This window comes from Mesorhizobium sp. CNPSo 4688, assembly GCF_057784295.1.
Window position 1 is genome coordinate 1 of record NZ_JBWLUY010000039.1, and the last position, 24150, is coordinate 24150.

Here is a 24150-nt window from a genome sequence, read left to right on the forward strand (position 1 = left end):
GAAGGTCATACGACGTTGATGGGGCGCTCGATGATGCAATGCTGGGTGCCACACCTTCAGGTCATCTCGGGATAAAGGCCCAGAAGCTCATCAATCAGATCGGCAAATTTTTGTTCCGGAGGGGTCAGCGAGCTCAAGTTGGAAGAGATGAGGTAGACATCCGCCCCGAGCGGCTCATCGAACAGCCGCAACGGCCACAGTCGCCCCTGGGCCACATCATCGTGGGCGGTGAGAACGGGCAATAGGCCTATGCCCAAACCCGATATTAGCATGCGGCGCACCTCATCGAGGTCGTGGCTCCATCCGCTAACTCGACGTCCGAGACCAAGGCCCTCTCGCAAAAAGATCATCGGCTCGAATCCGCTCCCATCAGTGGCGCAATCGAAGGCGATGAAGGGCTCTTGTTGAAGCCTTCGGACATCTACCTCCTGAACTCCGAATAGAGGGTGTTCGGCACCACAAAATATGCCAAAATCCTCTCGAAATAAGTGGCGGCATCGCAGCGTCGGCATTTCCCTCGTCAAAAGACAGATGCCGATGCCAGCCTTGTCCATCGAGATCTGGCGCACGATTTCGAGCGACGTCTTGATGTCGATGCGCCATGTGACAGATGGGTATCTCTGGTGATAGAGCCGAAGTGCTTCGTCCACGAGAGTGGACTGTAGCCGGGTAACCATGCTGAGCTTTAACTCTCCGAATTCGTCATCGCTCCCGTCTTGCGAGAGGGTGCCGATTCGGTCAACGCACCGGGACATCTCGGAACATTCCTGGTAAATCTGTTCGCCGCGCAATGTCAGCGCAAAATGGCGAGGGTCACGGAAGACGAGCTTGCAGTCGAGTTGGTCTTCTAGTTTTTGCAGCGCAAGGCTTTGGGTTTGCAGTCGTTGTTCGCCTCGATTTGCACAATAAGATAGCCTGTGCAAAGCTTTCAATTCTCCAGCAGCCGTCTGTGAACGGGACCCCAAGCCATGTGGCGCGCCCGCCTAGCCGGCCGGCGTGGAGCGGACAACGTGTCCAACCGGCATAGATAGATCTTTTCACAACGCAATGTCAGCGCAAATCGTGGAACACTAGCTTGCTGCCGGGTTGATCTTCGAACTTTGCATCGCAAAGGCTCACCGATGGAAGACTCGTCTGAACACACTTTAGGCGCGATTGGGCCCGGCGCTAGGAGCAGCGCTAAGGAACCAACATCTGCAATCTAGAACTCAACCGCGTTTTCGGTCTCTTGCTTAGTCGAACGCTGCCGATCTTAGGCTGAACTGAGGAGGTTTGGGCTCGAAAAATCGATGCGCACCTTCGATGAAGCCGGACCCGCAAACTCACCATTTCATTCTCCAAATTCCGAACGCTCCTCACCCCTGATAGATCAGTTTTATTTATCTATTTCTATCATCAGATAATGATTGTTGACCCCCCGGATGCTCGTTGTAAAGGGATGCACATCTGCGGGGCTCATAGGAAGATGAATCGAATGGTCGATCCCGAATTCAAAGTGGTGCTGGGCGTGATTGGATCGGACTGCCATGCGGTCGGCAACAAGATAGTCATGAGCGTGCTCAAGCAGCACGGCATCAGTGTCGTGAACCTCGGCGTGATGGTGAGCCAGGATGAATTTATCGACGCAGCGATCGAGACCGGCGCCGAGGCGATCCTGGTCTCTTCAATCTACGGGCACGGCGAAATCGACTGCATGGGATTTCGCGACCGTTGCGTCGAACGCGGCCTGGCCGGCGTCGTTCTTTACGTCGGGGGCAATCTAATCGTTGGCAAGCGCGATTTTTCCGCAATCGAAGCGCTCTTCAAGGGAATGGGCTTCGATCGGGTATTCAAGCCCAGTGTTGATTTGTCGTTAGTTGCAGAGTTGCTTAAGGACGACATCACACGCGGGCGCATGCAGGGGCGGGCTGCCGAGGTCTTCGTGCTCCGACAAGCCGGATGAGGCTGCTGTCGATCGACATCGGCTCCACTTGGACCAAAGGTGCAAGCTTCGTTCTATCGAGCCGGGATGAGCTGCGCGTTACCAAGCGCGCAGCTCATCCGACAACGATTCACGACCTCTCTAGCGGTTTCAACGCAGTATTTGAAACGCTGTCTGCAGATGGAAAGCACGATGACCTATTCTATTCGTCGTCGGCCAAAGGCGGCCTAGCGGTCGCCGCAATTGGCATCGTGCCTGATCTTACCGCGGAGATGGCGAAGCTGACGGCGTACTCGGCCGGAGCAAAGATCACGCATAGTTTCGCCTACACGCTCAATGCCGCGGACATTGCCGCGCTACGCAATTCCAACTCGGACATCATCCTGCTTGCGGGCGGAGCAGATGGTGGCAATGCGCGCTATCCGGTGGAAAATGCATGGAAGCTTGCAGAAGCCAACCTGGGGGCCACCATTGTCTTTGCGGGCAACCGTGCGGTTCGCGACGAGGTGGAGCGAATACTGCTCGGCCGGGACCTTGTTTGCGTTGAAAACATTCTGCCCGGGTTGGAAAGCCCCAACCCCGAGCCGGCCCGCACCGCGATCCGAGAAATTTTTCTCCAGAGAATAACCAAGGGTAAGGGCCTCGATCGGATCGTCGCCTCTACAGGTCGCGAACCCTGGCCGACGCCATATGCCCTTTTCGAATACTGTCGCCACATCGGCGAGGTCGCCCCGGATTTCGGTGAGTTCGTCATGGTCGACATGGGCGGGGCGACAACCGACGTCTATTCGGTGCATGAGGAGAAGAATCAGGCGGGTACGGTGCGTCGTGGACTGCCTGAGGCCAAGGTGAAGCGCACGGTAGAGGGCGATCTCGGAATGCGCGTGTCCGCCCCATCGGCGGCGGTGGCCGCATGTATGCTCGATAAATCGGAAAGCCTCGACTCCGATTCCGCGTTCTCGAGTTTTGTCGATAGGATATCAAAGGCCCCGGAAACGTTGGCCAGCAGTCCGGAGGAGCACAGGTTTGATGCCGTGCTCGCCAGCGCAAACCTAGCGCACTCCGTGATGCGGCATTTGGGCCGTGCTCATGAGGTCTGTACCGCAGAAGGATTGGTCACCGTACAGGTTGGCCGCGACCTCACGGACATACCGCAGATCATTGGGACCGGCGGATACCTCTCGGCGACTGCTGACTTCCGGCCGCGAGACAGCCTGTCGGCGCTTGGGGTCGACGAATATGGGAAACGCGTTCTGACCCCGCTTCGAGCTCGGTACCTCCGCGATCCCGAATATCTCCTTCCGCTTCTCGCCAACGTCGCCGCGGCCCATCCCGCAGCGGCGGTCCGGGCAGGGCTTAGGGCCCTGGTCGCGAGCAACTGACATCGACAAACCTTGCGACGGTTCACCCATGACACGCGCGAATGGCGCCCTGATCGAAAACAAGAAGCTCGACCGATCTGCCTATGAATCGGAGCGGTGTTTGGTGCTTCGGTCTTGGCCGACAGGCCATGATGTCGATTTCGCCGCAGCCATCCAGCGTCATCGGGAAATGGCAGACTCGAAGAAGTTTTCGGTCGCTCTGGCGCGAGCCGAAGCCACCGGTAAGACGCTGTTGCAGCCGCGCGCGGGCGTGGCTCTGCTGCGCGAGCATATTCGGCTGCTGCAGGACCTCTCTCCCTTTTGCGATGTCCTCCCGACAACGGTTGACGCCTACACACGGCACAATCGCTATCAGGAGGCGGAAAAGGGTATCGAGCGATCCAGGGCAGCGGGCACTTCCCTCTTGAACGGATTCCCTGCAGTCAACCACGGTGTCGCCGGCTGCCAGCGCCTGGTCGACAATCTCGAAAAACCCGTTCAAGTCCGTCACGGCACTCCTGATGCCCGGTTGCTCGCCGAGATCACGTTGGCTTCGGGATTCTCTAGCTTCGAGGGCGGCGGTATCTCCTACAACATCCCGTATTCGAAAAGCGTGCCCTTGGAAAGGTCGATCCGGCACTGGCAATACTGCGACCGCCTTGTCGGCCTGTACGGGGAGGAAGGCATCGGGATCAACAGGGAGCCATTCGGTCCCCTCACTGGCACTCTCGTGCCCCCCTTCGTCTCCCACACGGTGGCGTTGATCGAAGGGCTCCTGGCGCTGGAACAGGGCGTCAAATGTATCACGTTGGGATACGGCCAGGCAGGCAATCTCGCGCAAGACATCCCCGCCATCCGGTCGTTACGAAGGCTCGCCAAGCACTACTTCGCAGAATTTGGCTACGAGGATTATGCGCTCTCAACGGTGTTCCATCAGTGGATGGGCGGCTTTCCTGAAAACGAAGCCCAAGCCTATTCGGTGATTGCCCTGGGCTCGGTCGCCGCAAAGTTCGCCGGAGCGACGAAGATCATTGTGAAAACGCCTCAGGAAGCCGCCGGCGTGCCGACCATGGAGGCCAACCAAGCGGGGCTGCAGGCGACGGCGCAAATGATCAATATGATCGGGGACCAAAAGCCACTGGAGACCCACGAGATCACGCAGGAAATATCGGTCATCGAGCGAGAGGTGCACGCTGTGATGCGCAAGGTTATAGAACTCGGTCACGGCGATGTGGCGCGTGGTGCCGTCCTGGCCTTCGAGGCCGGCGTCATGGATATCCCGTTCGCGCCGGCAAGGGCCAACGCCGGGCGAATGACGCCTGTTCGCGACAACAATGGCGCGATCCGGGTTCTCAGCAAGGGTGACATTCCGCTCCCTGAAGACCTCGTGGCGTTTCACAAGGACAAGATCGCGGAGCGCGCTGCGGCCGAGGGCCGCCGGGCCTCATTCGAGATGGTCGTGGACGACGTTCGCGCCATCTCGGCTAGCAATTTGATCGGTCGCCCGTAACAGGCATACACGCTGCACGAAGGTGAAGAGCACTCGCATGAAGATCACGGAAGCACTGTTCACGCCTGCCTTGTCTTCGTTCTATTTCGATGACCAGGCGGCGATCAAGGCGGGCGCGGGCCACGACGGCTTCACCTACGTCGGCAACGCCAAGACGCCCGGCTTCGAAAAGATCCGGCAATCGGGCGAGGCGGTCAGCGTTCTCCTGCAACTCGAGAACGGCCTTTGGGCAGAAGGCGATTGCGCCGCCGTGCAGTATTCGGGTGCAGGCGGGCTCGATCGTTTGTTCACGGCCGTTCGCTACGTCCCCTGGATGGACGAGGTCTTGCGACCGCTCCTCGTCGGGCGGGATGTCAGCGAGTTCGTGGTTAACGCGCGCTTTTTTGACGCGATCGAACAAGACGGCAATCGGATCCACACCGCAATCCGTTATGGACTGTCTCAGGCGCTTCTGGATGCGACCGCCAAGGCATCGCGACGGCTCAAGGTCGAAGTTGTCTGCGACGAGTACAACTTGCCCATCGAATTGAAACCGCTCGCCTTGCTCGGCCAGAGCGGCGACGACCGTTACAACGCTGTCGACAAGATGATCATGAAGGGCGTCGACGCGCTGCCACACGGGCTAATCAACAATGTCGCCAGCAAGCTCGGACGAAACGGAGGCAAGCTCCAGGAGTACATGACTTGGCTCAGGCAACGCATCCTGCAATTGCGGAGGGACTCCAGCTACAAGCCTGTTCTGCATGTCGATGTCTACGGGACGATCGGCATGATTTTCGGGGACGATCCGGGCAAGATATCGGCGTACCTCGCAGCGCTCGGCGAGCGTGTCACGCCCTTCGAGCTCTATATCGAGGGCCCCGTCGACGCAGGAAGCAAAGCTGGTCAAATTGTGCTGCTGAAGGAAATCCACGAGGCGCTCCGAGCCCGTTCGAGTTCAGTCAAGATTGTGGCGGACGAATGGTGCAACACCTACCAGGACATCGTCGAGTTCGTCGATGCCGAGTGCTGCGATATGGTTCAGATCAAGACGCCGGACCTCGGCAGCATCCATAACACGGTGGAGGCGGTTCTCTATTGCCGCAAAAAGGGGGTGGAAGCCTACCAAGGCGGCACCTGCAACGAGACCGATGTCTCGGCCAAGACCTGTCTCCATATCGCGCAGGCGGCGCGGCCACAGCGCGTCCTTGTCAAGCCAGGCATGGGCTTCGATGAAGGCATGACCATCGTTGCGAACGAGATGCGGCGCAACTTGGCAATCTTGGAAGCGAAGAACGCGAGCGCCGGGCCAGGTCATGATATCGGGCGGAAAGGAAGCCGGCTTGTTCACAGCGCGAGAAATCAAGGTGCTCTCGCCGACAGCGATTCTCGGCTACGGTTTCCCGAGGCGTCCTTCAAAGCAGGCCTTGCCCAAGATCCCGACGTCATTGCGGTCGATGCCGGATCTAGCGACCCCGGCCCCTACTACCTCGGGGCAGGGGTTTCTTTCACGGATCGCGCGGCGGTGAAGCGCGATCTGCAACTCATGCTTCGCGCCGCAAGGGCGCGGAGCATTCCGTTGTTGATTGGCAGCGCCGGCGGTTGCGGTGCGCGACCGCATCTTGATTGGACGCTTGACATCGTTCGTGAAATCGCGACCGAACATCAGCTTCACGGACGTCTTGCAGCGATTCCGGCCGACATCGAAAAAGCAGCCCTTTGCGCGGCTCTCACTCGTGGTCATGTCGATACGCTTCCAGGAGTGCCCATGGCCACTCACGAGACAATCAACGCCAGCATGCACATCGTGGCGCAGATGGGCGAGGAACCGCTCCTGGATGCCCTTGCGCGCGGCGCGGATGTGATCGTGGCCGGACGTTGCTACGATCCAGCTGTCTTTGCCGCAGTGCCAATCGCGCGCGGCTTCGACCGCGGGTTAGCGCTGCATATGGGCAAGATTCTCGAATGTGCAGCTATCGCCGCGACACCGGGCAGTGGCAGCGACTGCATGCTTGGCACGTTGTCAGAAAACAGCTTCACTGTTCAGGCGCTTTCTCCAACTCGCCGGTGCACCGTAGCATCGGTTGCAGCGCACACGCTTTATGAAAAGAGCGATCCTTACCACCTGCCCGGTCCTGGCGGCGCGCTAGACCTAACACAATCGCGTTTCGAGCAACTCGACGAGCAACGCGTGCGCGTCTCCGGCAGCCGTTTCTCGCCATCGCGCCCGTATAGAGTGAAGCTCGAGGGTGCCGCGCCAGCCGGGTTCCGCACGGTCTCCATCGCTGGTGCCCGAGATTCCATCTTCATTGCCCAAGTCGATACGATCATCGAAGGGGTTCGCCGTCGCGTGGCCGACAACTTTTCTCACGTCCCGGATAGCGCCTATCAGCTGATGGTCCGCGTTTATGGCAGGGATGGTGTTATGGGCGACCTCGAGCCGCACAGGACAATCACCTCACATGAAATCTGCCTTGTGATCGAGGCGGTGGGTGAGACGCAGGGTCTTGCCGACACGATCTGTGGCTTCGCCCGGGCAACAATGCTGCATTTCGGTTATCCCGGCCGCATCTCGACGGCTGGCAATCTGGCCTTTCCCTACTCGCCTTCGGACTTCAAGGTCGGACAGATCTACGAATTCAGCCTCTATCATTTGCTGGAGATGGACGATCCCCTCAGTCTGTTTTCCACTATCGAGATCTCCGAGCTGCAAGGCCCGCTGCCATGAAGGGCACCCTCGCGGATGCCGCCCTTGTCGTGAGGAGCAAGAACGCTGGGCCGTTCGAGCTAACGCTCGATATCATCTTCAAGGAACGTAGTGCATTTGAACGCGCCCGCGACACGCAACTGATCAACAGGAGCTTGATCAGCCGCCTCTATGGGCTGTCGGAGGGAGATGTCCTCGATATCGTCGCCTTTGAACCGGCGAATGCCATCAAGGCCACGATCAAGCGCCGCCGCCCGTCCGCAGCCATTGGCGAAACCGATGTCTACGGGGCGCAGCAGCACGCCCCCTTGCTCGACGTGCCCTTCGATCCAGAGGGATAGATTGCGATGACCGAGATTCGGGAGGCCGACTTCGTCGACAGCATTGCCGAGGCGCTGCAATTCATCTCGTACTATCACCCTCCGGATTTCGTTCGCAACTTGGCGGCCGCCTACCAGCGCGAGCAAAGCGGCGCGGCAAAACAGGCGATCGGGCAGATCCTGGTGAATTCGCGGCTGTGCGCGATGGGGAGGCGCCCCATTTGCCAGGACACTGGTACGGCGAATGTCTTCGTCAAGATCGGCACAGGGGCCCGAATCCTCACCAATAGGTCCCTGCAAGATCTCGTAGACGAGGCGGTGCGGCGTGCTTGGAGGGCCAATGACAATCCGCTCCGCGCCTCGATGGTCCGTGACCCGCTATTTGAGCGCCTGAATAGTGGCGACAACACACCTGCGATGGTAAGCGTTGAGCTGGTCGCAGGAGCCGGCATGGCGGTCGACGTTTCTGCAAAGGGCGGCGGCTCGGAGAACAAGACCAGGTTCACAGTCCTCGAGCCTGCGGACTCCATTACGGACTGGATCGTGCGAACTATGGAGACTCTAGGGGCAGGATGGTGCCCTCCGGGCATCCTCGGGATCGGTGTCGGCGGGAGTGTCGACAAGGCGATGGCGATGGCCAAGGAATCGTTGAACGAGCCGTTGGACATGCTCGATCTCAAACGCCGTGGCCCGTCCTCACGGATCGAGGAGGTACGGTTGGAGATATTCGAACGAGTGAACGCGCTCGGCGTCGGTGCGCAAGGGCTCGGGGGCATCACGACCGTTCTGGATGTAAAGTTGCGCTGCTTCCCGACGCATGCCGCTTCGTTGCCCGTTGCCCTCATTCCGAATTGCGCAGCGACCCGGCACATTCATTTCGAGCTAGATGGCTCCGGACCAGCGCGCTTTGAGGTCCCAAGCATCAACGATTGGCCCGACATTGTGATCGAGCAGACCGTGGCGGGAGTCCGACGGGTGAACCTTGATCGCCTCGACGATGCAGAGGTGGAGACTTGGCGCTCTGGCGACACGCTGCTTTTGTCGGGCTGCCTTTTCACGGGGCGCGATGCCGCACACAAGCGAATGGTGGAAACGCTACGCGCCGGAAAGGTACTCCCCATAGATCTCCAGGGGCGTGCGATCTACTACGTCGGTCCGGTCGATCCGATCGATGGTGAGGTTATAGGGCCTGCCGGCCCAACGACCGCAACACGCATGGACCGCTTCGTCGAGGAGATTCTGTCCGGTACAGGGTTGCGGGTGATGATCGGCAAGGCGGAGCGGGGTCCTGAAGCCATAGAGGCAATCGCCCGACACAAAGCAGCCTACGTGATCGCTGTCGGGGGCGCAGCCTACCTTGTCTCAAAAGCTGTCCGCTCAGCTGAGGTTGTCGCCTATGCCGATCTCGGCATGGAAGCCATCTACCGGCTGAATGTGGAGGATATGCCGGTCACGGTTGCAGTCGACAGTCGCGGAACTTCAATCCACACGATCGGTCCAAGGAAATGGCGCGCCCCAGCATCTGGTTTGGGCAGGCAGGGTGGCGGCTAAGTTAGCTCCGTCCAGCTTTCTTTTTTTCGAGCATTCCAAAGAGACGTCGCATCAAAGCGGGACCTTCATCGCGCACAAACGCTTTGAAACTCTGAGCCGCAGGACTTAGCCTCTTCCCCTTCAGGTGCAGCACAAACCATTCGCGCATCGTCGGCATGCCGTCTGCGGCAAGTATAGCCAGCTTCTTGGCTTGGAGTTCGAGTGCCACCGTATGAGCCGATATGAAGGCAATGCCCATATCGGCCATGACGGCCTGTTTTATGTTTTCATTACTGTCCATCATCGATGCGTTGGGCAACTGCAGCTTTTCGCTGAGAAAGTAGTTTTCGTGGACCATTCGGGTCCCGGAGCCCTCTTCACGCACAAAGAAGGGCTGATGTGACAACTCGCGCCGCGATATCAATTTTCGCTTTGCCAACGCATTGAGGGGGTGCCCTATCAGCACGTATGGATGTTTCGCAAAGGGCAGGGCCTCGACTTCCAGCCGTTGCGGTGGCCGTCCCATCAGGGCGATGTCGATCTGATTGGCCTCCAACCGCTTGATGACGCCCTCTCTGTTGGCGATGGTCGATTCGATGAGGACATCGGGATGCCGCCGCCGGAACTCCTGCAGCAAATGGGGACCAAAGTTTCGGGAAGTCGTAACCATGGCGACGCGCACCAAGCCGTTTAATCGCCCTTGCAAGGCGCTGAGCACACCCTGGGCCTCATGCAACGCCTCGGTCATGCGCTCCGCATACGGGATAAGCGCCGTCGCAGCTGCCGTCAGTTGTATCGAGCGACCGTCCTTCTCGAAGAGAGTAGAGCCGAGCGCCTCGGACAATTTGGCCATCTGCATGGAGACCGCTGGAGGGGAAAGCTCGAGTTGAGCAGCAGCCCGCCAGAAACTTCTGTGTTCCACTGCTGTCAGGAAAATCTGAAGCTGACGGAGCGTTACTTTCTCAGTCATATCAACCATTTAAGGTGCTCACTGTCCGTGATTGACACTCCCAAAGCGCCGCAGCTGTACAAGATTGTCATTGGTGTGCGAACCTTCACAAAAACTTACCAATAGCACATCTGGAACTCGGATACCTAGCCTTCACCCGTGTCAGCGGGCGCCTTCCGTCGGAAAGAGAACTACACTGGTGTGTGTTGCAACCATGTTGAAGCCTTTTCTCCGGGTCGGCGACGAATTGTTAGCCCCCGCAGGTCCACCGCCATCGCTTTTGTTGCGAGAAAGTGACGCGATGGAGTGGACGATTTCGATCGACGGGAACAGCGCGCTTGGAGATGTCTGTCGCCAACAAGTTCGGATTGAGAAAAGCGACTCCGCTTGCTCCACGGTGATATCGGCCTGTCGATCGACGACTGCAAGAAAGTCATGACGGTCCTGCAGAGCGCGGCGTGAACCACGAGGCGGAGACCTATGCCCTTTTTCGCCGGGTCTGCCCCGAGTGCCACAAATTTCAGCCGGTCAAAGACTTGCGCGGCGCCGAGTTCGGACGGTTTTCAGAACAATTGAGGTGCCAAATCCACGATGGATGCGGTGCCAGGACTGTCACCCAGGAATGGTAACCGCGTTCGCGCCGCTGAAGGAAATCTGTCCGGATCGGGCAACGTCCGAGCTGATGGAACTGACGGCGCGACTGGCTAGCATGATGCCGTACCGGCAGGCCGCCAGCGTGCTCGCCGAATTCCTGCCCATCGAACCGACCGAGACGCATTCAACAGTGCGAAAGCGGACCATCAAAGTCGCCGAGCGGCTTGACGACCAGATGACTACTGTTGCGCGAGAATGCTAGATGGAGGAACGACATCCGCGCAGCGCCGATCCCACAAATCCAGCGCGAAACTTCGAGCTCGTCGAGGCCAGATGCGGTTGCGGAGGTCGGGGAGAAGTCGGCGGTCGCTACTTTGTCACCGCCAACACTGACCAACAGCGATACGCGGCCGAGCGCTCCACGCTCTTCGGGAAGAGGGGTATTGCGGCTTGGGGGACGTCACCGTGATCTCGGACGGCGCCGAAATCCTGAAGCGGCTTCCGCGCGCCATGCCGAAACCGACGATCCATATCATCGACTGGTTCGACATCGCCATGAAGATCCAACCCATGCAGCAGATCGCTGATCATAATCCGATCCCAGTCTGGTCTTGCTGAAACACTTCCGACCAACGGCAGGGACATCAGAGCTGTGAAGTGGCGTCTGTGGCACGGTCGCGTGGATCGCCCGATCCACGACCTGGAGCAGCTCTTGGCAAAGCATGTCTGGCAAGGAGAAGGCGAGCTCTCGATGTTGCGGCTCCACAGCCTCGGGTCTAAGCTCCTGACCTATGTCCGTTCGAACCGCAGTGCGATCGTAAATGACGCAAAGCGCTACCAAGCCGGACTTCGCGTGGCCACAACCCTTGCCGAGTCGGCAGACAATTCCGTGATCGCCAAACGCACGGTCAAGAAGCAGCAGATGCGCTGATCTCTCCGCTGTGCTCACATGCTGAGGCAGGTTCGGACAGCCGAGATGAATACTGAGCTCCGCGACCGACTGCGCGATTCCGAGCACCAGAGCCGCGCGTGCCTTCACTATTCAAGCCCAAACCGCCCTTACTGTGCGCCGCGTAACCCCGGAGAAGTTACCGTCTCCAGCTTTGGCTGTTGAGCCTCCGACTTCGGCTCGACGAAGCGCATCTTTGCGCTGCAATCACAATCGCCTCAGCATCAGCCGCATCATTCCTTCTGCCTCTGTGGGGCGACAAGCTTCACCTCATGGCCAAACCCTTCCAACTCCCGCGCGCGGGGCGCTGTCACAGGCCTCCATGACGACGATCACCGACGGGTGACCGGCTATGAGGTTCCGGAACTGCCGACGCGACAATTTTCTGCGAAACTGTGCATGTCCTGTCAGCGAAGCTCCATGGGTCTGGAAAACTGCTTTTGCCAGATCCACGCCGATCATCGTATCCTTCATCGCGGTTGCCGTCCTCTCTGCTGGTCGGGTCACCCACTATTGGCACATTCGATGCCGTCTGAGATGGGCGGCAACCACCCCATCGTGTTCTGACCCCAGCTTGCTACACCACAGCGACCAAGACCGCCCAATATACGAGCGAGCAGTTCCAACGGCTGATGGCCGATCACGGCATCACCTGCTCGATGAGCCGGTCGGGCAACTGGGACAATGCTGCGATGGAGAACTTCTTCTCGTCGCTGAAAACATTGCGGACAGCCCGCAAGGTCTACATGACGAGGGATGATGCAAGGGCCGACGTGTTCGATTACATCGAGCGCAACCCTCGGCGACGGCACTCGACGTTGGGCTATATAAGCCCTGCCGAGTTCGAGGAGAAAGCTATGTTAGCTTAACCTGGTGTCCGAAACCGGCAGCAGGCCATTGTTCATTTGGGCCGTTTATGCCGATCGCAACTATGCCGAGCTGGCGCGTTTCGGCATAGATTAGGGTCTCTCCGTCGCGATTGGCGCTAAGGAGAGGCACCTGAATAGACGCCATCTATGCCTGCAATAGTTCTGAGCTATTTGTCGCTTAGCGGAAGGTATGGCTTTCTAGCTAGGCACGGATCGAAGCCACTTGCACAAAGAATTGAATAGCAAATGTGATATGGCTTTCCATCGGTGAGTTTCTGATGTTCGGATGGCAGAATAGGAGAAGTCGACACATCTTGCAGTTGTCTTATAAAAAACCGGCCAGGTGGGAGATCATGACCGGAGATTGACTGGCTACTTCATGCCTATAGGAAATTATCTATAAAGGGGAACTGAGGTCATGAATATAACTCGGCGGACACTTGTCAATACAGGCCTAGTAACAGTTGGAGCGGCATTGTCGTTTCCTTCAATGCTTCGAGCTCAAGCAGATGCCAGAGGAGATACAGTGAGGTGGGCAAGAAGTCTGCCGACAATCCTCGATCCGTACACAACGACCGACGCGAATACTGTCGACTACGCGTTTGGCGTTTACGACATGTTATTTGGACTCGACTCAAAGCTTGTTCCGCAGCCGCAAATGTTGGATAGTTGGAGTGCGTCCGACGACAAGAAGACCTATACCTTCTCCCTTCGTGATCGGCTAAGCTGGCACGATGGCACCCCGGTGACGGCCGCAGATTGTATTGCTTCGATACGCCGTTGGTTCCAAACGCCCGGCGGGCAGCTCGTGAATGAGCGCACGAAGGATGTCTCAAAGCTCGACGAAAAGTCCTTCGTAATCACATTAAAGAAGCCGCTCGGCGTGCTGATTGATCAACTTGCGCAGGTTGCCGTTTACCCGCTTTTCATCATGCGTGAACAAGATGCTCGTCGCGCTCCTACGGATGCGGTAACCACACATATTGGTTCGGGACCATTTAAATTTAACGAGGAGCTCTATGCACCCGGGGCGAGCATCACTTTTGACAAGTATGATGGCTACGTCCCGCGCGACGATGCTCCCGACGGACTGGCTGGTGCCAAAATCGCTAGGGTTCGCCGCGTAGTTTGGGCTAAGCTCCCCGATCCGCAAACGGCCATGGCGGCGCTGCAAGCCGGCGAAGTCGATGTCCTGGTTGACCCCCTTCCCGCCGATCTTTTCCCTGCCATCGAAAGTGACCCGAACCTTGTGCTCGAAAATCTATACAAGTCGGGTTTCGATTATTTCTTGCGTATGAATTGTCTTCAGAAGCCATTTGACAACGTGAAGGCCCGGCAGGCGGTCCTGCATCTTATTAATCAAGACGCGTTCCTGAGCGTCATTAATCCATCTCTAAAGGGCAATCGCAATGTGACATCGTTGTTTGGAATCGATACGCCATTTTCCAACGACGCAAACACCAACTGGTTCCGGAAGGGCGGCGACCCGGAAAAGGCCAAACAACTACTACAAGAGGCTCGCTATGCTGGCGAGAAAGTTGTTATTCTCGACCCCACCGACTGGACTGAGGGCCATAACGCATCGCTATTCTTGGCGTCGGAACTTCGTAAGATTGGATTGAACGTCGAACTAGCATCTAGCGATTGGGCTGCCCTTGTTGCCAGGAGGGCTAGGAAAGACTCGGTTGAAAACGGTGGCTGGAGCATTTTTATTAGCTCCCTTCCCGACTTCTCACTAACTAGTCCCAACTCTGCTGCATTCATGGCAATGAATGGCGAACAGGGCTGGGTTGGCTGGCCTCAGGACGACCAATATGAGGTTCTTCGAGCTAAATGGGCGGACGTCACAGGAATCGAAGCGCACCGCGCTCTGGCCACCGAAATGCAGCAGATTTTTTGGGACTATGCGAGTTCGGCGTACTTGGGGCATGTTCCCGTACTTTCGGCATACCGAAAGGACCTCACTGGTCTTATCGGCGTGCAGGCAGGACGTTTGCTGATGTGGAATATGCGAAAGGTCTGAGTGTTGGTTACGTACATCTTTCGCAGAATGATCTCGGCCATCGTCGTTATGGCGATGGTCGGGGTGTTCATCTTCCTACTTGTCAGGTTGGCGCCGGGTGATCCTGCAGACGTCATCGCTGGACCGTCAGCCACGGACCAAACTGTTGCGGATATACGGGAGCAACTTGGTCTCAATGCGCCACTGCCGGTGCAGTTCCGGCAATGGGCGGGGAACCTGTTGAATGGCGATTTAGGCATGTCGGTCTTTGCCGGGCGTCCTGTTCTCCAGCTCATCGCCCAGCGGCTTGAACCGACCATTTCCTTGTCGATTCTGACGATGATCCTGTCCGTGACGGTCGGGATCTCCTTTGGCGTACTTGCCGCGTGGCGAACTGGCGGGCTCGTCGACCGCCTCCTCATGGCCTTTTCGGCTCTTGGTTATTCCGTGCCGGTCTTTGTCATCGGCTATTTCCTCATATACTTCTTCGCTATTAGGCGACACTGGCTGCCGGTCCAGGGATATACGCCGATTGATGGTGGCCTCGGGCCTTGGTTCGTGCACCTGATCCTTCCCACCGTGGCTCTTAGCCTTGGCTACATTGCATTCATCGCCCGGGTTACGCGGGCGAGCATGCTCGAGGTCCTGTCGGAAGACTATATGCGAACTGCCGCTGCCAAGGGCGCTTCGTCATATGCCATGCTTTTCCACCATGCCTTGAAGAATGCCGGCGTCCCGATCTTGACCGTCATCGGCATAAGCTTCGCCTATCTTATCGGCGGCGTCGTCGTCACGGAGACGGTGTTCAACATACCAGGTGTCGGTCGTTTGGTGGTCGATGCGATCAACAACCGCGATTATCCCATCATTCAAGGCGTGCTCATCCTGACTTCAGGTCTGTACGTTCTTATCAATCTCGCGGTCGATCTCGCCTATACGCTGATCGATCCCCGAATCCGGTACTGATATGACGCTCATCTCCGCACCAGTTGAAGCCGCACCGATGGGTCGGCTACGACTATCTGACATTCCCCGTCTGGCAAGGCGTCATCCGCTGGTCATGATCGGCGGCGGCCTGTTGGCGCTCCTGATCATGCTGGCGCTCGCTGCCCCACTTTACGCCGGCGATCCAGGGAACATGGATCCATTCAAGCGCCTCCAGCCGCCTTCCGCCGAAATGTGGTTCGGAAGCGACAATCTGGGCCGGGATGTGTTTGCGCGAACGATCCTCGGCGCCCGCATCTCCCTCATGGTGGGATTGCTGTCGGCAGCGAGCGCGGCCGTGGTCGGGCTCCTGATCGGTGTCATCGCCGGATACAGCCGCAGCTTTGACAATGTCATCATGCGAATCATGGACGCGCTCATGTCGATCCCGACCTTCCTGCTGGCCATTGCGCTCATCTCCCTGACGGGGCCAGGCATCGGAATCCTCATCGTCGCCATCGCGATCCCCGAGACGCCCGCCGTCTCGCGGCTGGTTCGCTCGGTGGTCCTGGGTGTGCGCGAGCGCCCCTATGTCGAGGCCGCGCTCTGCGGCGGGGCGCGGCTGCCTAAGATCCTGTGGCGGCATATCCTGCCAAGCACCATCCCGGCCCTGATGGTGCAGAGCGCCACTGTCTGCGCCAGCGCGATCCTGACCGAGGCGGGGCTGAGCTTCCTCGGCGTGGGCGTGCCGCCCGAGATCCCGAGTTGGGGCAACATGATTTCAGGCTCGCGCCTCTATCTCGCGATCGCGCCCTTGACGGTCTTCGCCCCGGGCATCTGCCTTGCGGTCACGGTCCTTGCGGTCAATCTCCTCGGCGATGGCCTGCGCGACCTCTTCGACCCCCGCGCAAAGCGGAGGCGCTGAGATGCTTATGCAGAACTTCATGGAGGATAGAGCCATCGAGAACGACGTGCTCCTCGATGTCCGGGATCTCGAGACACATTTCTTTGGCGAGGACAGCGTTACCCGCGCCCTGGGCGGCATCAGCTTCCAGGTGAAGAAAGGCGAAACGCTTGGCGTCGTCGGCGAATCCGGATGCGGGAAGAGCGTCACCGCTCTCTCCATCCTTCGCCTGCTGCCGAAGCTGACCGCCAGGACAGTCGGTGGCGAGGTCCGCCTTTATGGACGCGAACTGCTTCAGCTGTCGGATCGGGAGATGCGAAAGATCCGCGGCAACAAGATCGCCATGATCTTCCAGGATCCCATGACGAGTCTCAGCCCGGTTCACACGGTCGGACGGCAGATCGCCGAGGCGGTGGAAATCCACACGGGCGCCTCCCGCTCGGCCGCACTGGCCAGGGCCGAAGAGATGCTGCGCCTCGTCCGCATTGCCGACCCCGAGCGGCGCGTCAGCAACTACCCTCACGAACTGTCGGGCGGCATGCGCCAGCGCACCATGATCGCCATGGCTTTGGCCTGCTCCCCGGAACTATTGATTGCCGACGAGCCAACGACGGCGCTCGACGTTACCGTTCAGGCACAGATCCTGCGCCTCATCGTCGATCTGAAAGAGCGCACGGGAACGGCCGTCATGTTCATCACGCATGATCTGGGCGTTGTCGCCGAGACATGCCAACGCGTGATCGTGATGTATGCTGGCCAGATCGTAGAACAGGCGAGCGTCATGGATTTGTTCGCGCGTCCGGCGCATCCCTACACTCAGGGCCTCATGCGATCGGTGCCAGACCCGCGGCGCGGCCGACAGCGCCGCCTTTCAGAAATTCCCGGCATTGTCCCAAGCCTGCGCGAGCCCATTGTCGGCTGCAGCTTTGCGCCTCGCTGCCCGTTCGCAATCGACATTTGCCGCAACAAGACACCCTTCTTACGGGATGTCGGGTCGAGCCACGCCGCGGCTTGCTGGCGCGCCGAAGAGGTGATGGGTGCATGAACGGTCCTCTGCTGAAAGTCGAGAATCTGACCAAGCATTATCCGCTTGGCTCGGGAATCTTCAAAAAAAGCATTCCGGTGATCCGGGCGGTGGAGGATGTATCCTTTTGCGTCGAGGCGGGCGAGACGCTTTGTATCGTCGGTGAATCCGGCTGCGGCAAGTCGACTGTCGCGCGGCTTCTGATGCGGCTCGTGGAGCCGACGGGCGGGCGCGTGCTGATCGACGGGACCGATATTGCGGGCCTCAAGAAGGGCGCGCTTCACGAGTGGCGCCGTCGGATGCAAATGGTCTTTCAGGATCCGTACTCATCGCTAAATCCGCGCCTCACGGCCGAGCAAATTATCACCGAACCCGTCGAGAATTTCGAGCGCCTCAGCCGCAAGCAGCGCCAGGCACTCGCAGCAGACCTTCTCCGAAAGGTGGGAATGTCGCCTGAGATGATGAACAGGCTCCCGTCCGAATTGTCGGGCGGTCAGCGCCAGCGCCTCGGCATTGCACGCGCCTTGTCGCTCAACCCCTCTCTCATCATAGCCGACGAAGCGGTGTCAGCTCTTGACGTATCGGTGCAGGCGCAGATCTTGAATCTGCTTCTAGACCTTCAGCAGGAGATGGGCATCGCCTTCGTCTTCATCTCGCATGACCTCGGCGTCGTGGAGCATATCGCGCATCGCGTTGCCGTCATGTACCTAGGGCGGATCGTGGAGCTCGCCCCGAGCGAGGCGCTGTTCGCCAAACCGGTCCATCCCTATACCGAGGCGTTGATCGCGGCGGCTCCGGTGCCGGATCCGACGCGGGTTCGGCTGGAGGCGCCCGTCGAGGGCGAGGTGCCGAGCCCGATCAATCCGCCGACTGGGTGCGCGTTCCACCCGCGCTGCCCGCTCGCTGTCGAGCGTTGCCGCATTGAAGTGCCGCCTTTGGTGCCGATGGCGGACGGGCGGGTTGTGGCCTGCCACGTGCGCGCTCCATCCGCGGAATTTTCCGGGACAGCAAGATATGGCGGGCAGCCCTCAGCTCACTCTCTCGTTGCGGGGCCACACGGTTCGGTACTGTAGACACGCTAATTCAGCATTCCCTGGAAGGAGACAGACATGGATTTTATCGAGCGGATTTTCGGCGTGGCCCCGGATGGGGGCGACGGCACCACCGAGATGCTTTACATTGCGGCCGCACTCGTAGTCGCAGCGATGGTGGCCGCACGCGTATGGCTCCGCCGACGTGCGGCAAAGCCCCGCCGCTAGCTCTTTTTGGCTCGAGATTGTGCAACCGTGCCGGCCACGGGCAAGACTTCCGGGTACTGCAAAACTTAGCGACGGCTCAGTGGAGAGTGTCGCTAAGTTTACAATGCCTAGCCAAGGGCGTCCGCTTTGACTCATACGCTTTCCCAGCTGGAAGCCCAGTGGGAGTAGAAATGGGTTGCCGCGCGGCCGCGCGAGATCGGCCGCGCCGGCGATGGGATACAGTTCTTCCGGATCAGTAGCGCGGCTGGTGATCTGAATCGGTGACGAGGTTCATTTTAATGAAAACATTCCAAGCGGCTCGAGCGGAAAAATCCGGATGGATTGATCCTGCCCTGTTCAAAGCGCTGCGCTGGCGACACATCGGTCCCTTTCGTGGGGGACGGGTGACTGCGGTGACCGGCGTACCCGGTGAGCCTGGTCTCTTTTACTTCGGCGCGGCGGCGGGCGGTGTCTGGAAGACGCAAGACAATGGAGGACATTGGACGCCAATCTTCGATCAGGTACCCGACAGTTCAATTGGGGCGATTGCTGTCGCGCCGTCCAATCATCAGGTAATCTACGTCGGCACCGGCGAGGGGGCTTTGCGTAACGACATCACCAATGGGCGAGGAGTCTATAAGTCGATCGATGGCGGAAAAAGCTGGACCCATATCGGCTTGTCCGACACCGGCCAGATTGGCGAGCTGGTCGTGGATCCCCGAAATGCCGACATCGTGCTCGTGGCTGCGATCGGGCACCCGTTCGGCCCTAATTCAGAAAGAGGTGTGTTCAGAAGCACCGATGGCGGCAAGAGCTGGAAAAAGGTTCTCTATCGCGACGAAAACACGGGCGCTGCAGATGTCACTTATGATCCGGACAATCCCGACGTTGTCTATGCCTCACTGTGGCAGGTCAGCATGCGTCCGTGGGGCGATATCTCGTCAGGCCCTGGGAGCGGCTTGTTCCGCTCGCAGGACGGAGGCAGAACGTGGGTTGAACTTAAAGGCAACGGTCTTCCTAAAGGGCCGTTAGGACGGATCGGGGTTTCGGTCTCTGGCGCGGACTCGCGTCGTGTCTACGCGCTGATCGAGGCCGATTGGTCGGATAAGCTGTTCGGTAGCCCGCCAATCGGAGAGCCCGACAGGGGAGGGCTCTACCGATCAGACGATGGTGGTGAGCACTGGGTCCGGACTAGCGACGACTCGCGAATTCGGAACAGGCCCTTGTACTACGGAAAGGTTTTTGCCGATCCGCGCTTCGCGGACACCATTTATATTGTCAATACTGCGGTGCTGCGTTCGACGGATGGTGGCAAGAGTTTCGCCCCTGCATCATTTCCTGGTTATGATCATCATTATCTATGGATCGACCCAGCCGACCCGCATCGGATCATCAGCGGCAGCGACGCCGGCGCCAGCGTCTCAATGGACGAAGGACAGACCTGGTCGACATATGACAATCAGCCGCTCGCCCAATTCTATCATGTCGCAGCCGACAATCGTTTTCCTTATTGGGTCTACGGCGCGCAGCAGGACGCTGGGAACATAGCAATCGCTTCCAACTCCACCGAAGGGGCAATCGGGCCTCGCTCGTGGTATCCGGCGGGCGGCGGAGAAGCTGGCTTCGTCATACCGGATCCGCGTAATCCGATGATTATCTTTTCGACGACCGCCGAGATGATCGGCCGCTATGACAAGCAGAAGGAACAGTGGCAGAATATAAGCGCTTCGACTGCTCCCGACCCCTGGGGAGTGGGCGCCGAACTCGCGCACCGATTCAACTGGTGGAGCCCCCCTCTGATGCTCTCACCGCATGATCCGGATGTGCTGTACGCCGCATCTGAGATGGTGTGGAAATCGGCCGATCAGGGCAACAACTGGACCGCGATCAGCCCCGACCTCACGCGAAATGACAAAAGCAAACAGCAGTGGAAGGCAATTTGGGGCAGCTATAATACTATTGTCTCGCTTGCCGAGTCTCCGCTCAGAAAGGGGCTGCTTTGGGTTGGCTCGGACGACGGGCTGATCCATATGACGCGTGATGGCGGCACCCATTGGATCGACGTCACGCCGGGCGGGGTGGCTCCTTGGTCTTTCGTGTCGATGATCGAGCCGTCACGGTTCAATGCCGAGGCCGCGTATGTTGCGATCGACAGTCACAGATGCGACGATTGGAAGCCTTCAGGCTTCAAAACCGCTGACGGCGGAAGGACCTGGGTCTCCATTGCGGGCGATTTACCCGAAGATGCCGTTGTCCATGCGGTGCGGGAGGATCCGGCACGTCAAGGGTTACTTTATGCCGCAACTGAGCGCGGGGTCTTCGTTTCGCTCGACGACGGAGTTCACTGGCAGCCGCTGCAATTGAATCTTCCCGCCACTCCGATTTACGACATCATGGTAAAAAATGATGATTTGGTGGCCGCAACCCACGGCCGCGGTTTTTGGATTCTCGACAATGTAACGCCGCTGCACCAGATCACTGCCGGAGCGGGAGAGCGCGAAGCCATGCTCTTAGCGCCCAAGACCGCTTACATGGTAGGCACCCGGACCTTTAGCGGTTCAACCGACGCCGTTGGCAAGAACCCGCCCCCGGGAGCCGCGATTGACTATGTGCTGACAAAAAAACCCCGGGGAGAGGTCACTCTCGACATTCTGGATGTGCATGGCGCGCTGATCCGCCGCCTCTCGAGCATCGAAGCAAGCAAAGAGCAACAGGCTCCCCAATATGCCACGGACACCGTTCGTTCGGACAAGATCCCCACCGAAGTAGGGATGAACAGGGTTTATTGGGACTTCCGCACCAGCGACCCGGAGCAGGTGCCGGGAGCTTATTATTTTGGCGGGTTCGCTCGCGGCGTACTGGTCACTCCCGGCAGATACATGGTGCGCCTCAATGTTGACGGAAGGACTTACGAGCGGCCTTTGACCTTGGCCATTGATCCCCGCGCAACTGGGAGGGAAGGGGCGAACGGGGAACGGGTCGCTCTGCAATCGGCGGTATTGAAGGATATCGATCGGCTCCACAAAGCGATGAACGAACTGAGGAAATGGCGCCCACGCTCGGCGGACCAGGCTCATGTCGGCAAAATGAGCGTTTCCTCATCCAAGCTGGCACAACTTGCCGGCGAAATGGACTCCATCGATGCCGCGCTCGTAAAGGTGAATACAAACTCTTTCGCAACTGCTTACTGCTTCCCGCACGAACTTGAAGTCTACACTTCGCCCAGGCAGCAGGAACGGGCGCTTGTCGATGGATTGCATCAGAGAGTCGAGACAGCACTGGCAACATGGTCGAGCCTCAGGGCCGAGTTGATCAAGTAGGGTCAGGATCGAGCTCGTCGACCGCAGCGGCTCGCGAGATAAGAGCGAATCAGCAGCCCGATCGAAAACTCACCCTGCCCCTAGATGACCGGCATTTGCTGGAGCGGATCGAGCCGAGAAACACTGCAGCCCACTTAAGCTGCTTCCTCCCAATGGTGTTTGGTAAAACCCACTGCACCTGTGAGTTCCAGCTGAAGTGCGACTTTGCAGCGAGGCAGTTTAGCGCGTTCATCGATTGGCCGACAGTATCTTCTGACGGAAGACTTCGGCCGGTGTTCTGAAGCCGAGGCATTTGCGGGTTCTCGAGTTGAGATGGGCGCATATCTGGTGCAGGTCTCGGTGCTCGATCGACAATGGATCGATGTCTCTCGGAAGCCATTTGCGAGCGCCGCGGTTTGGTGTTTCACTGTGCCTTTCTGCCACGGCGCCAGTGGATCGCAGAACCACGTCTGAACGCCGAGACCGGCCTGAAGGTAGGGCCAAGAGCTGGCTTCGTTTGTTTGGACAGCGCCCTGCGGAATTTAAGTGGTTTCCTGCCGGGTTACGTTGAACGCAGTGCTTTGCGATTTTGCTGCGGTGTCGGGAGGGCGAAGCCCGACCAGAGCTACAGCAAAATCGCGCGGCGACGATCATGCGGCCGTCGCCATCGCGTGCGCGCCGAAGTAAGCCTCGTCGGGCGTGCGCCCGTCAAGGCTCGAATGTGGGCGTCCTCCATTGTAGAAGGTGAAGTATCTGGAGATCGACGCACGCGCTTCTGACACGCCGTCGTAGGCGCGCAGATAGACCTCCTCGTACTTGACCGTCCGCCAGAGACGCTTAACAAACACGTTGTCGCGCCAGGCGCCCTTTGCCGTCCATGCTGATGGCGATCTTCGCGTTCAGCAGCACACCCGTGAAGTCGAGGCTGGTGAACTGGCTGCCCTGATCCGTATTGAAGATCTGTGGCCTGCCGTATCTCGCCAGAGCCTCCTCGAGCGCGTCGACGCAAAAGGCCGCCTCCATCGTGATCGAGACGCGATGGGCGAGCACGCGTCGGCTGAAGACGTCGATGATCGCCGCCAGATAGACGAAGCCCCGTCGCATGGATAGCTGATGTCCATCGCCGATCTTGCTGATGCGATGAGCGCGACGATCGGACCGACCCCCGGCGTCGACATCAGCCGCCTGGCTCTGGCATCGAGGCGCACCAGCGCGGGAACCTTTTTCTCGAAAGCCTGGAACTCGCGGAAGATCACGGCGTGCAGCGAAAGCAGTCCCGCGGCGACCATCTTCAGGTTCGCATGGCCGACCACCAGCCCGTGGATGCGTCCGACAAAGCCGCGCGGCGTCGTCTTGCCGACCTTCAGCCGGAAGCCACGCAAAATGCCGCGCACACTGTTCTCGACGTCTCTCAGCTTCGATTGGATGAGCTTGCGTGCCGTCAGCTGTCGCGATAGCTCTACGCGGCAATGCAGCAAGCGGGACTGCGGTCGAACAGCTGGAGACGCGGCAACGACGCGCGCGGAATCGCGCAGCTGATGCGGCTGGGCTGGTTCCGACCGGTGCATTGCAAGTCGATGGCAGCACAAGAGGTGCGGGCGGTGCATCAATGCCACCGGCTCGGTGGCCACCTTGCTCTCGCGGACGATCTTGCCGCTTGCATCGACAATGCACTCGCTAATTTGCCCCACTGGTTAGGTTGGGCATAGCGGGAACGTTTGCGCCAGGGTCGACACTCGTTCGGCAATGTCTACGTCGATTTCCAGCCCTTGGCCTGGATTCGCTGCAAATCGATCTAAAACGTTGGCAATGATCTCTGCTAGTTCAGATGCTTCCGGATCAGCCATTCCACGAGCTGCAATTGCGGACGTTCCCATCCGGAGCCCCGAGGTGACATTCGGTGGCTCCCTGTCTTGCGGCGCAAGATTGCGGTTCGTTGTCACGCCATGAGCTTCTAATGCCTTCTGCGCGACATCGCCCGTCAGCCCACGCGTTCTGAGGTCAACCATCGTGAATGGCGTATCTGTCCCCCCTGTGACGATTTTGAACCCACGTGCGCTCAAGCCGCCC

General features: G+C 58.9%; 19 protein-coding genes and 4 pseudogenes. 18 read left to right on the top strand and 5 right to left on the bottom strand.

Features of this window, described 5'->3' with window-relative positions; genetic code table 11:
* Window positions 1–56: 56 nt before the first annotated feature.
* On the bottom strand, window positions 57–932 hold the full coding sequence (locus AC04SH_RS33180; protein ID WP_488577921.1) for a LysR family transcriptional regulator: 876 nt from the start codon (window positions 930–932) through the stop codon (window positions 57–59).
* 542 nt (window positions 933–1474) lie between these two features.
* On the opposite strand from AC04SH_RS33180, the gene glmS reads away from it, so the two are divergent.
* From glmS to AC04SH_RS33210, 6 genes are read left to right on the top strand one after another with little or no spacing between them, the layout of a single operon-like run.
* Window positions 1475–1942, top strand: a complete 468-nt coding sequence (gene glmS, locus AC04SH_RS33185; protein WP_488481750.1) for a methylaspartate mutase subunit S — start codon at window positions 1475–1477, stop codon at window positions 1940–1942.
* Window positions 1939–3303: a glutamate mutase L gene (locus tag AC04SH_RS33190; protein WP_488481751.1), complete on the top strand. Its 1365-nt coding sequence runs from the start codon at window positions 1939–1941 to the stop codon at window positions 3301–3303. Before glmS ends, AC04SH_RS33190 begins: the two co-directional genes overlap by 4 nt.
* Window positions 3304–3331: 28 nt before the next feature.
* Complete coding sequence (locus AC04SH_RS33195) at window positions 3332–4792, top strand: methylaspartate mutase subunit E (protein WP_488481752.1); 1461 nt, start codon at window positions 3332–3334, stop codon at window positions 4790–4792.
* 37 nt (window positions 4793–4829) lie between these two features.
* Complete coding sequence (locus AC04SH_RS33200) at window positions 4830–7499, top strand: methylaspartate ammonia-lyase (RefSeq protein WP_488481753.1); 2670 nt, start codon at window positions 4830–4832, stop codon at window positions 7497–7499.
* Window positions 7496–7819 (top strand): DUF4387 domain-containing protein, encoded by a 324-nt coding sequence (locus AC04SH_RS33205; RefSeq protein WP_488481754.1) that lies wholly within the window; start codon window positions 7496–7498, stop codon window positions 7817–7819. Before AC04SH_RS33200 ends, AC04SH_RS33205 begins: the two co-directional genes overlap by 4 nt.
* Before the next feature lie 6 nt (window positions 7820–7825).
* Window positions 7826–9349, top strand: a complete 1524-nt coding sequence (locus AC04SH_RS33210) for a fumarate hydratase (RefSeq protein ID WP_488481755.1) — start codon at window positions 7826–7828, stop codon at window positions 9347–9349.
* Between the two features lies 1 nt (window position 9350).
* Here the strand turns inward: AC04SH_RS33210 and AC04SH_RS33215 are convergent, their stop codons facing one another.
* On the bottom strand, window positions 9351–10307 hold the full coding sequence (locus tag AC04SH_RS33215; RefSeq protein ID WP_488481756.1) for a LysR family transcriptional regulator: 957 nt from the start codon (window positions 10305–10307) through the stop codon (window positions 9351–9353).
* A 592-nt stretch (window positions 10308–10899) separates the two neighbouring features.
* On the opposite strand from AC04SH_RS33215, the gene AC04SH_RS33220 reads away from it, so the two are divergent.
* The 11 genes and pseudogenes from AC04SH_RS33220 (at window position 10900) to AC04SH_RS33270 (ending at window position 22101) form a co-directional block, all read left to right on the top strand.
* Window positions 10900–11133 (top strand): hypothetical protein, encoded by a 234-nt coding sequence (locus tag AC04SH_RS33220; RefSeq protein ID WP_488481757.1) that lies wholly within the window; start codon window positions 10900–10902, stop codon window positions 11131–11133.
* A gap of 188 nt (window positions 11134–11321) precedes the next feature.
* On the top strand, window positions 11322–11489 hold the full coding sequence (locus tag AC04SH_RS33225) for a hypothetical protein (RefSeq protein WP_488481758.1): 168 nt from the start codon (window positions 11322–11324) through the stop codon (window positions 11487–11489).
* Window positions 11490–11550: 61 nt separating this feature from the next.
* Complete coding sequence (locus AC04SH_RS33230; RefSeq protein WP_488577922.1) at window positions 11551–11802, top strand: hypothetical protein; 252 nt, start codon at window positions 11551–11553, stop codon at window positions 11800–11802.
* 589 nt (window positions 11803–12391) lie between these two features.
* Window positions 12392–12689: pseudogene (locus AC04SH_RS33235) on the top strand (IS3 family transposase); the annotation flags it as partial.
* A gap of 526 nt (window positions 12690–13215) precedes the next feature.
* Window positions 13216–14712 carry an ABC transporter substrate-binding protein gene (locus AC04SH_RS33240; protein ID WP_488481760.1) on the top strand — a complete coding sequence of 499 codons (1497 nt, stop codon included), beginning with the start codon at window positions 13216–13218 and terminating at the stop codon, window positions 14710–14712.
* Window positions 14713–14715: 3 nt separating this feature from the next.
* Window positions 14716–15657, top strand: coding sequence for an ABC transporter permease (locus AC04SH_RS33245; protein WP_488481761.1), 942 nt, complete (start codon window positions 14716–14718; stop codon window positions 15655–15657).
* A 1-nt stretch (window position 15658) separates the two neighbouring features.
* Entirely contained in the window at window positions 15659–16540 is an 882-nt protein-coding gene (locus AC04SH_RS33250; RefSeq protein ID WP_488481762.1) for an ABC transporter permease, read from the top strand.
* Between the two features lie 19 nt (window positions 16541–16559).
* Window positions 16560–17564, top strand: a complete 1005-nt coding sequence (locus tag AC04SH_RS33255) for an ABC transporter ATP-binding protein (RefSeq protein WP_488481766.1) — start codon at window positions 16560–16562, stop codon at window positions 17562–17564.
* Window positions 17561–18616, top strand: a complete 1056-nt coding sequence (locus AC04SH_RS33260; protein WP_488481763.1) for an ABC transporter ATP-binding protein — start codon at window positions 17561–17563, stop codon at window positions 18614–18616. Before AC04SH_RS33255 ends, AC04SH_RS33260 begins: the two co-directional genes overlap by 4 nt.
* 36 nt (window positions 18617–18652) lie before the next feature.
* Complete coding sequence (locus tag AC04SH_RS33265; RefSeq protein WP_488481764.1) at window positions 18653–18802, top strand: hypothetical protein; 150 nt, start codon at window positions 18653–18655, stop codon at window positions 18800–18802.
* 278 nt (window positions 18803–19080) lie between these two features.
* Window positions 19081–22101, top strand: coding sequence for a WD40/YVTN/BNR-like repeat-containing protein (locus AC04SH_RS33270; protein WP_488481765.1), 3021 nt, complete (start codon window positions 19081–19083; stop codon window positions 22099–22101).
* Window positions 22102–22329: 228 nt separating this feature from the next.
* Here the strand turns inward: AC04SH_RS33270 and AC04SH_RS33275 are convergent.
* Window positions 22330–22595: pseudogene (locus AC04SH_RS33275) on the bottom strand (transposase); the annotation flags it as partial.
* Window positions 22596–22730: 135 nt separating this feature from the next.
* Window positions 22731–23190 (bottom strand): annotated as a pseudogene (locus tag AC04SH_RS33280) (transposase); the annotation flags it as partial.
* Between the two features lie 3 nt (window positions 23191–23193).
* Between AC04SH_RS33280 and AC04SH_RS33285 the strand changes: the two are divergent.
* A complete protein-coding gene (locus tag AC04SH_RS33285) occupies window positions 23194–23619 on the top strand; it encodes a hypothetical protein (protein WP_488481767.1) in 426 nt (141 codons plus the stop codon).
* Between the two features lie 155 nt (window positions 23620–23774).
* Here AC04SH_RS33285 and glyA read toward each other — a convergent pair.
* Window positions 23775–24150: pseudogene (glyA, locus tag AC04SH_RS33290) on the bottom strand (serine hydroxymethyltransferase); the annotation flags it as partial.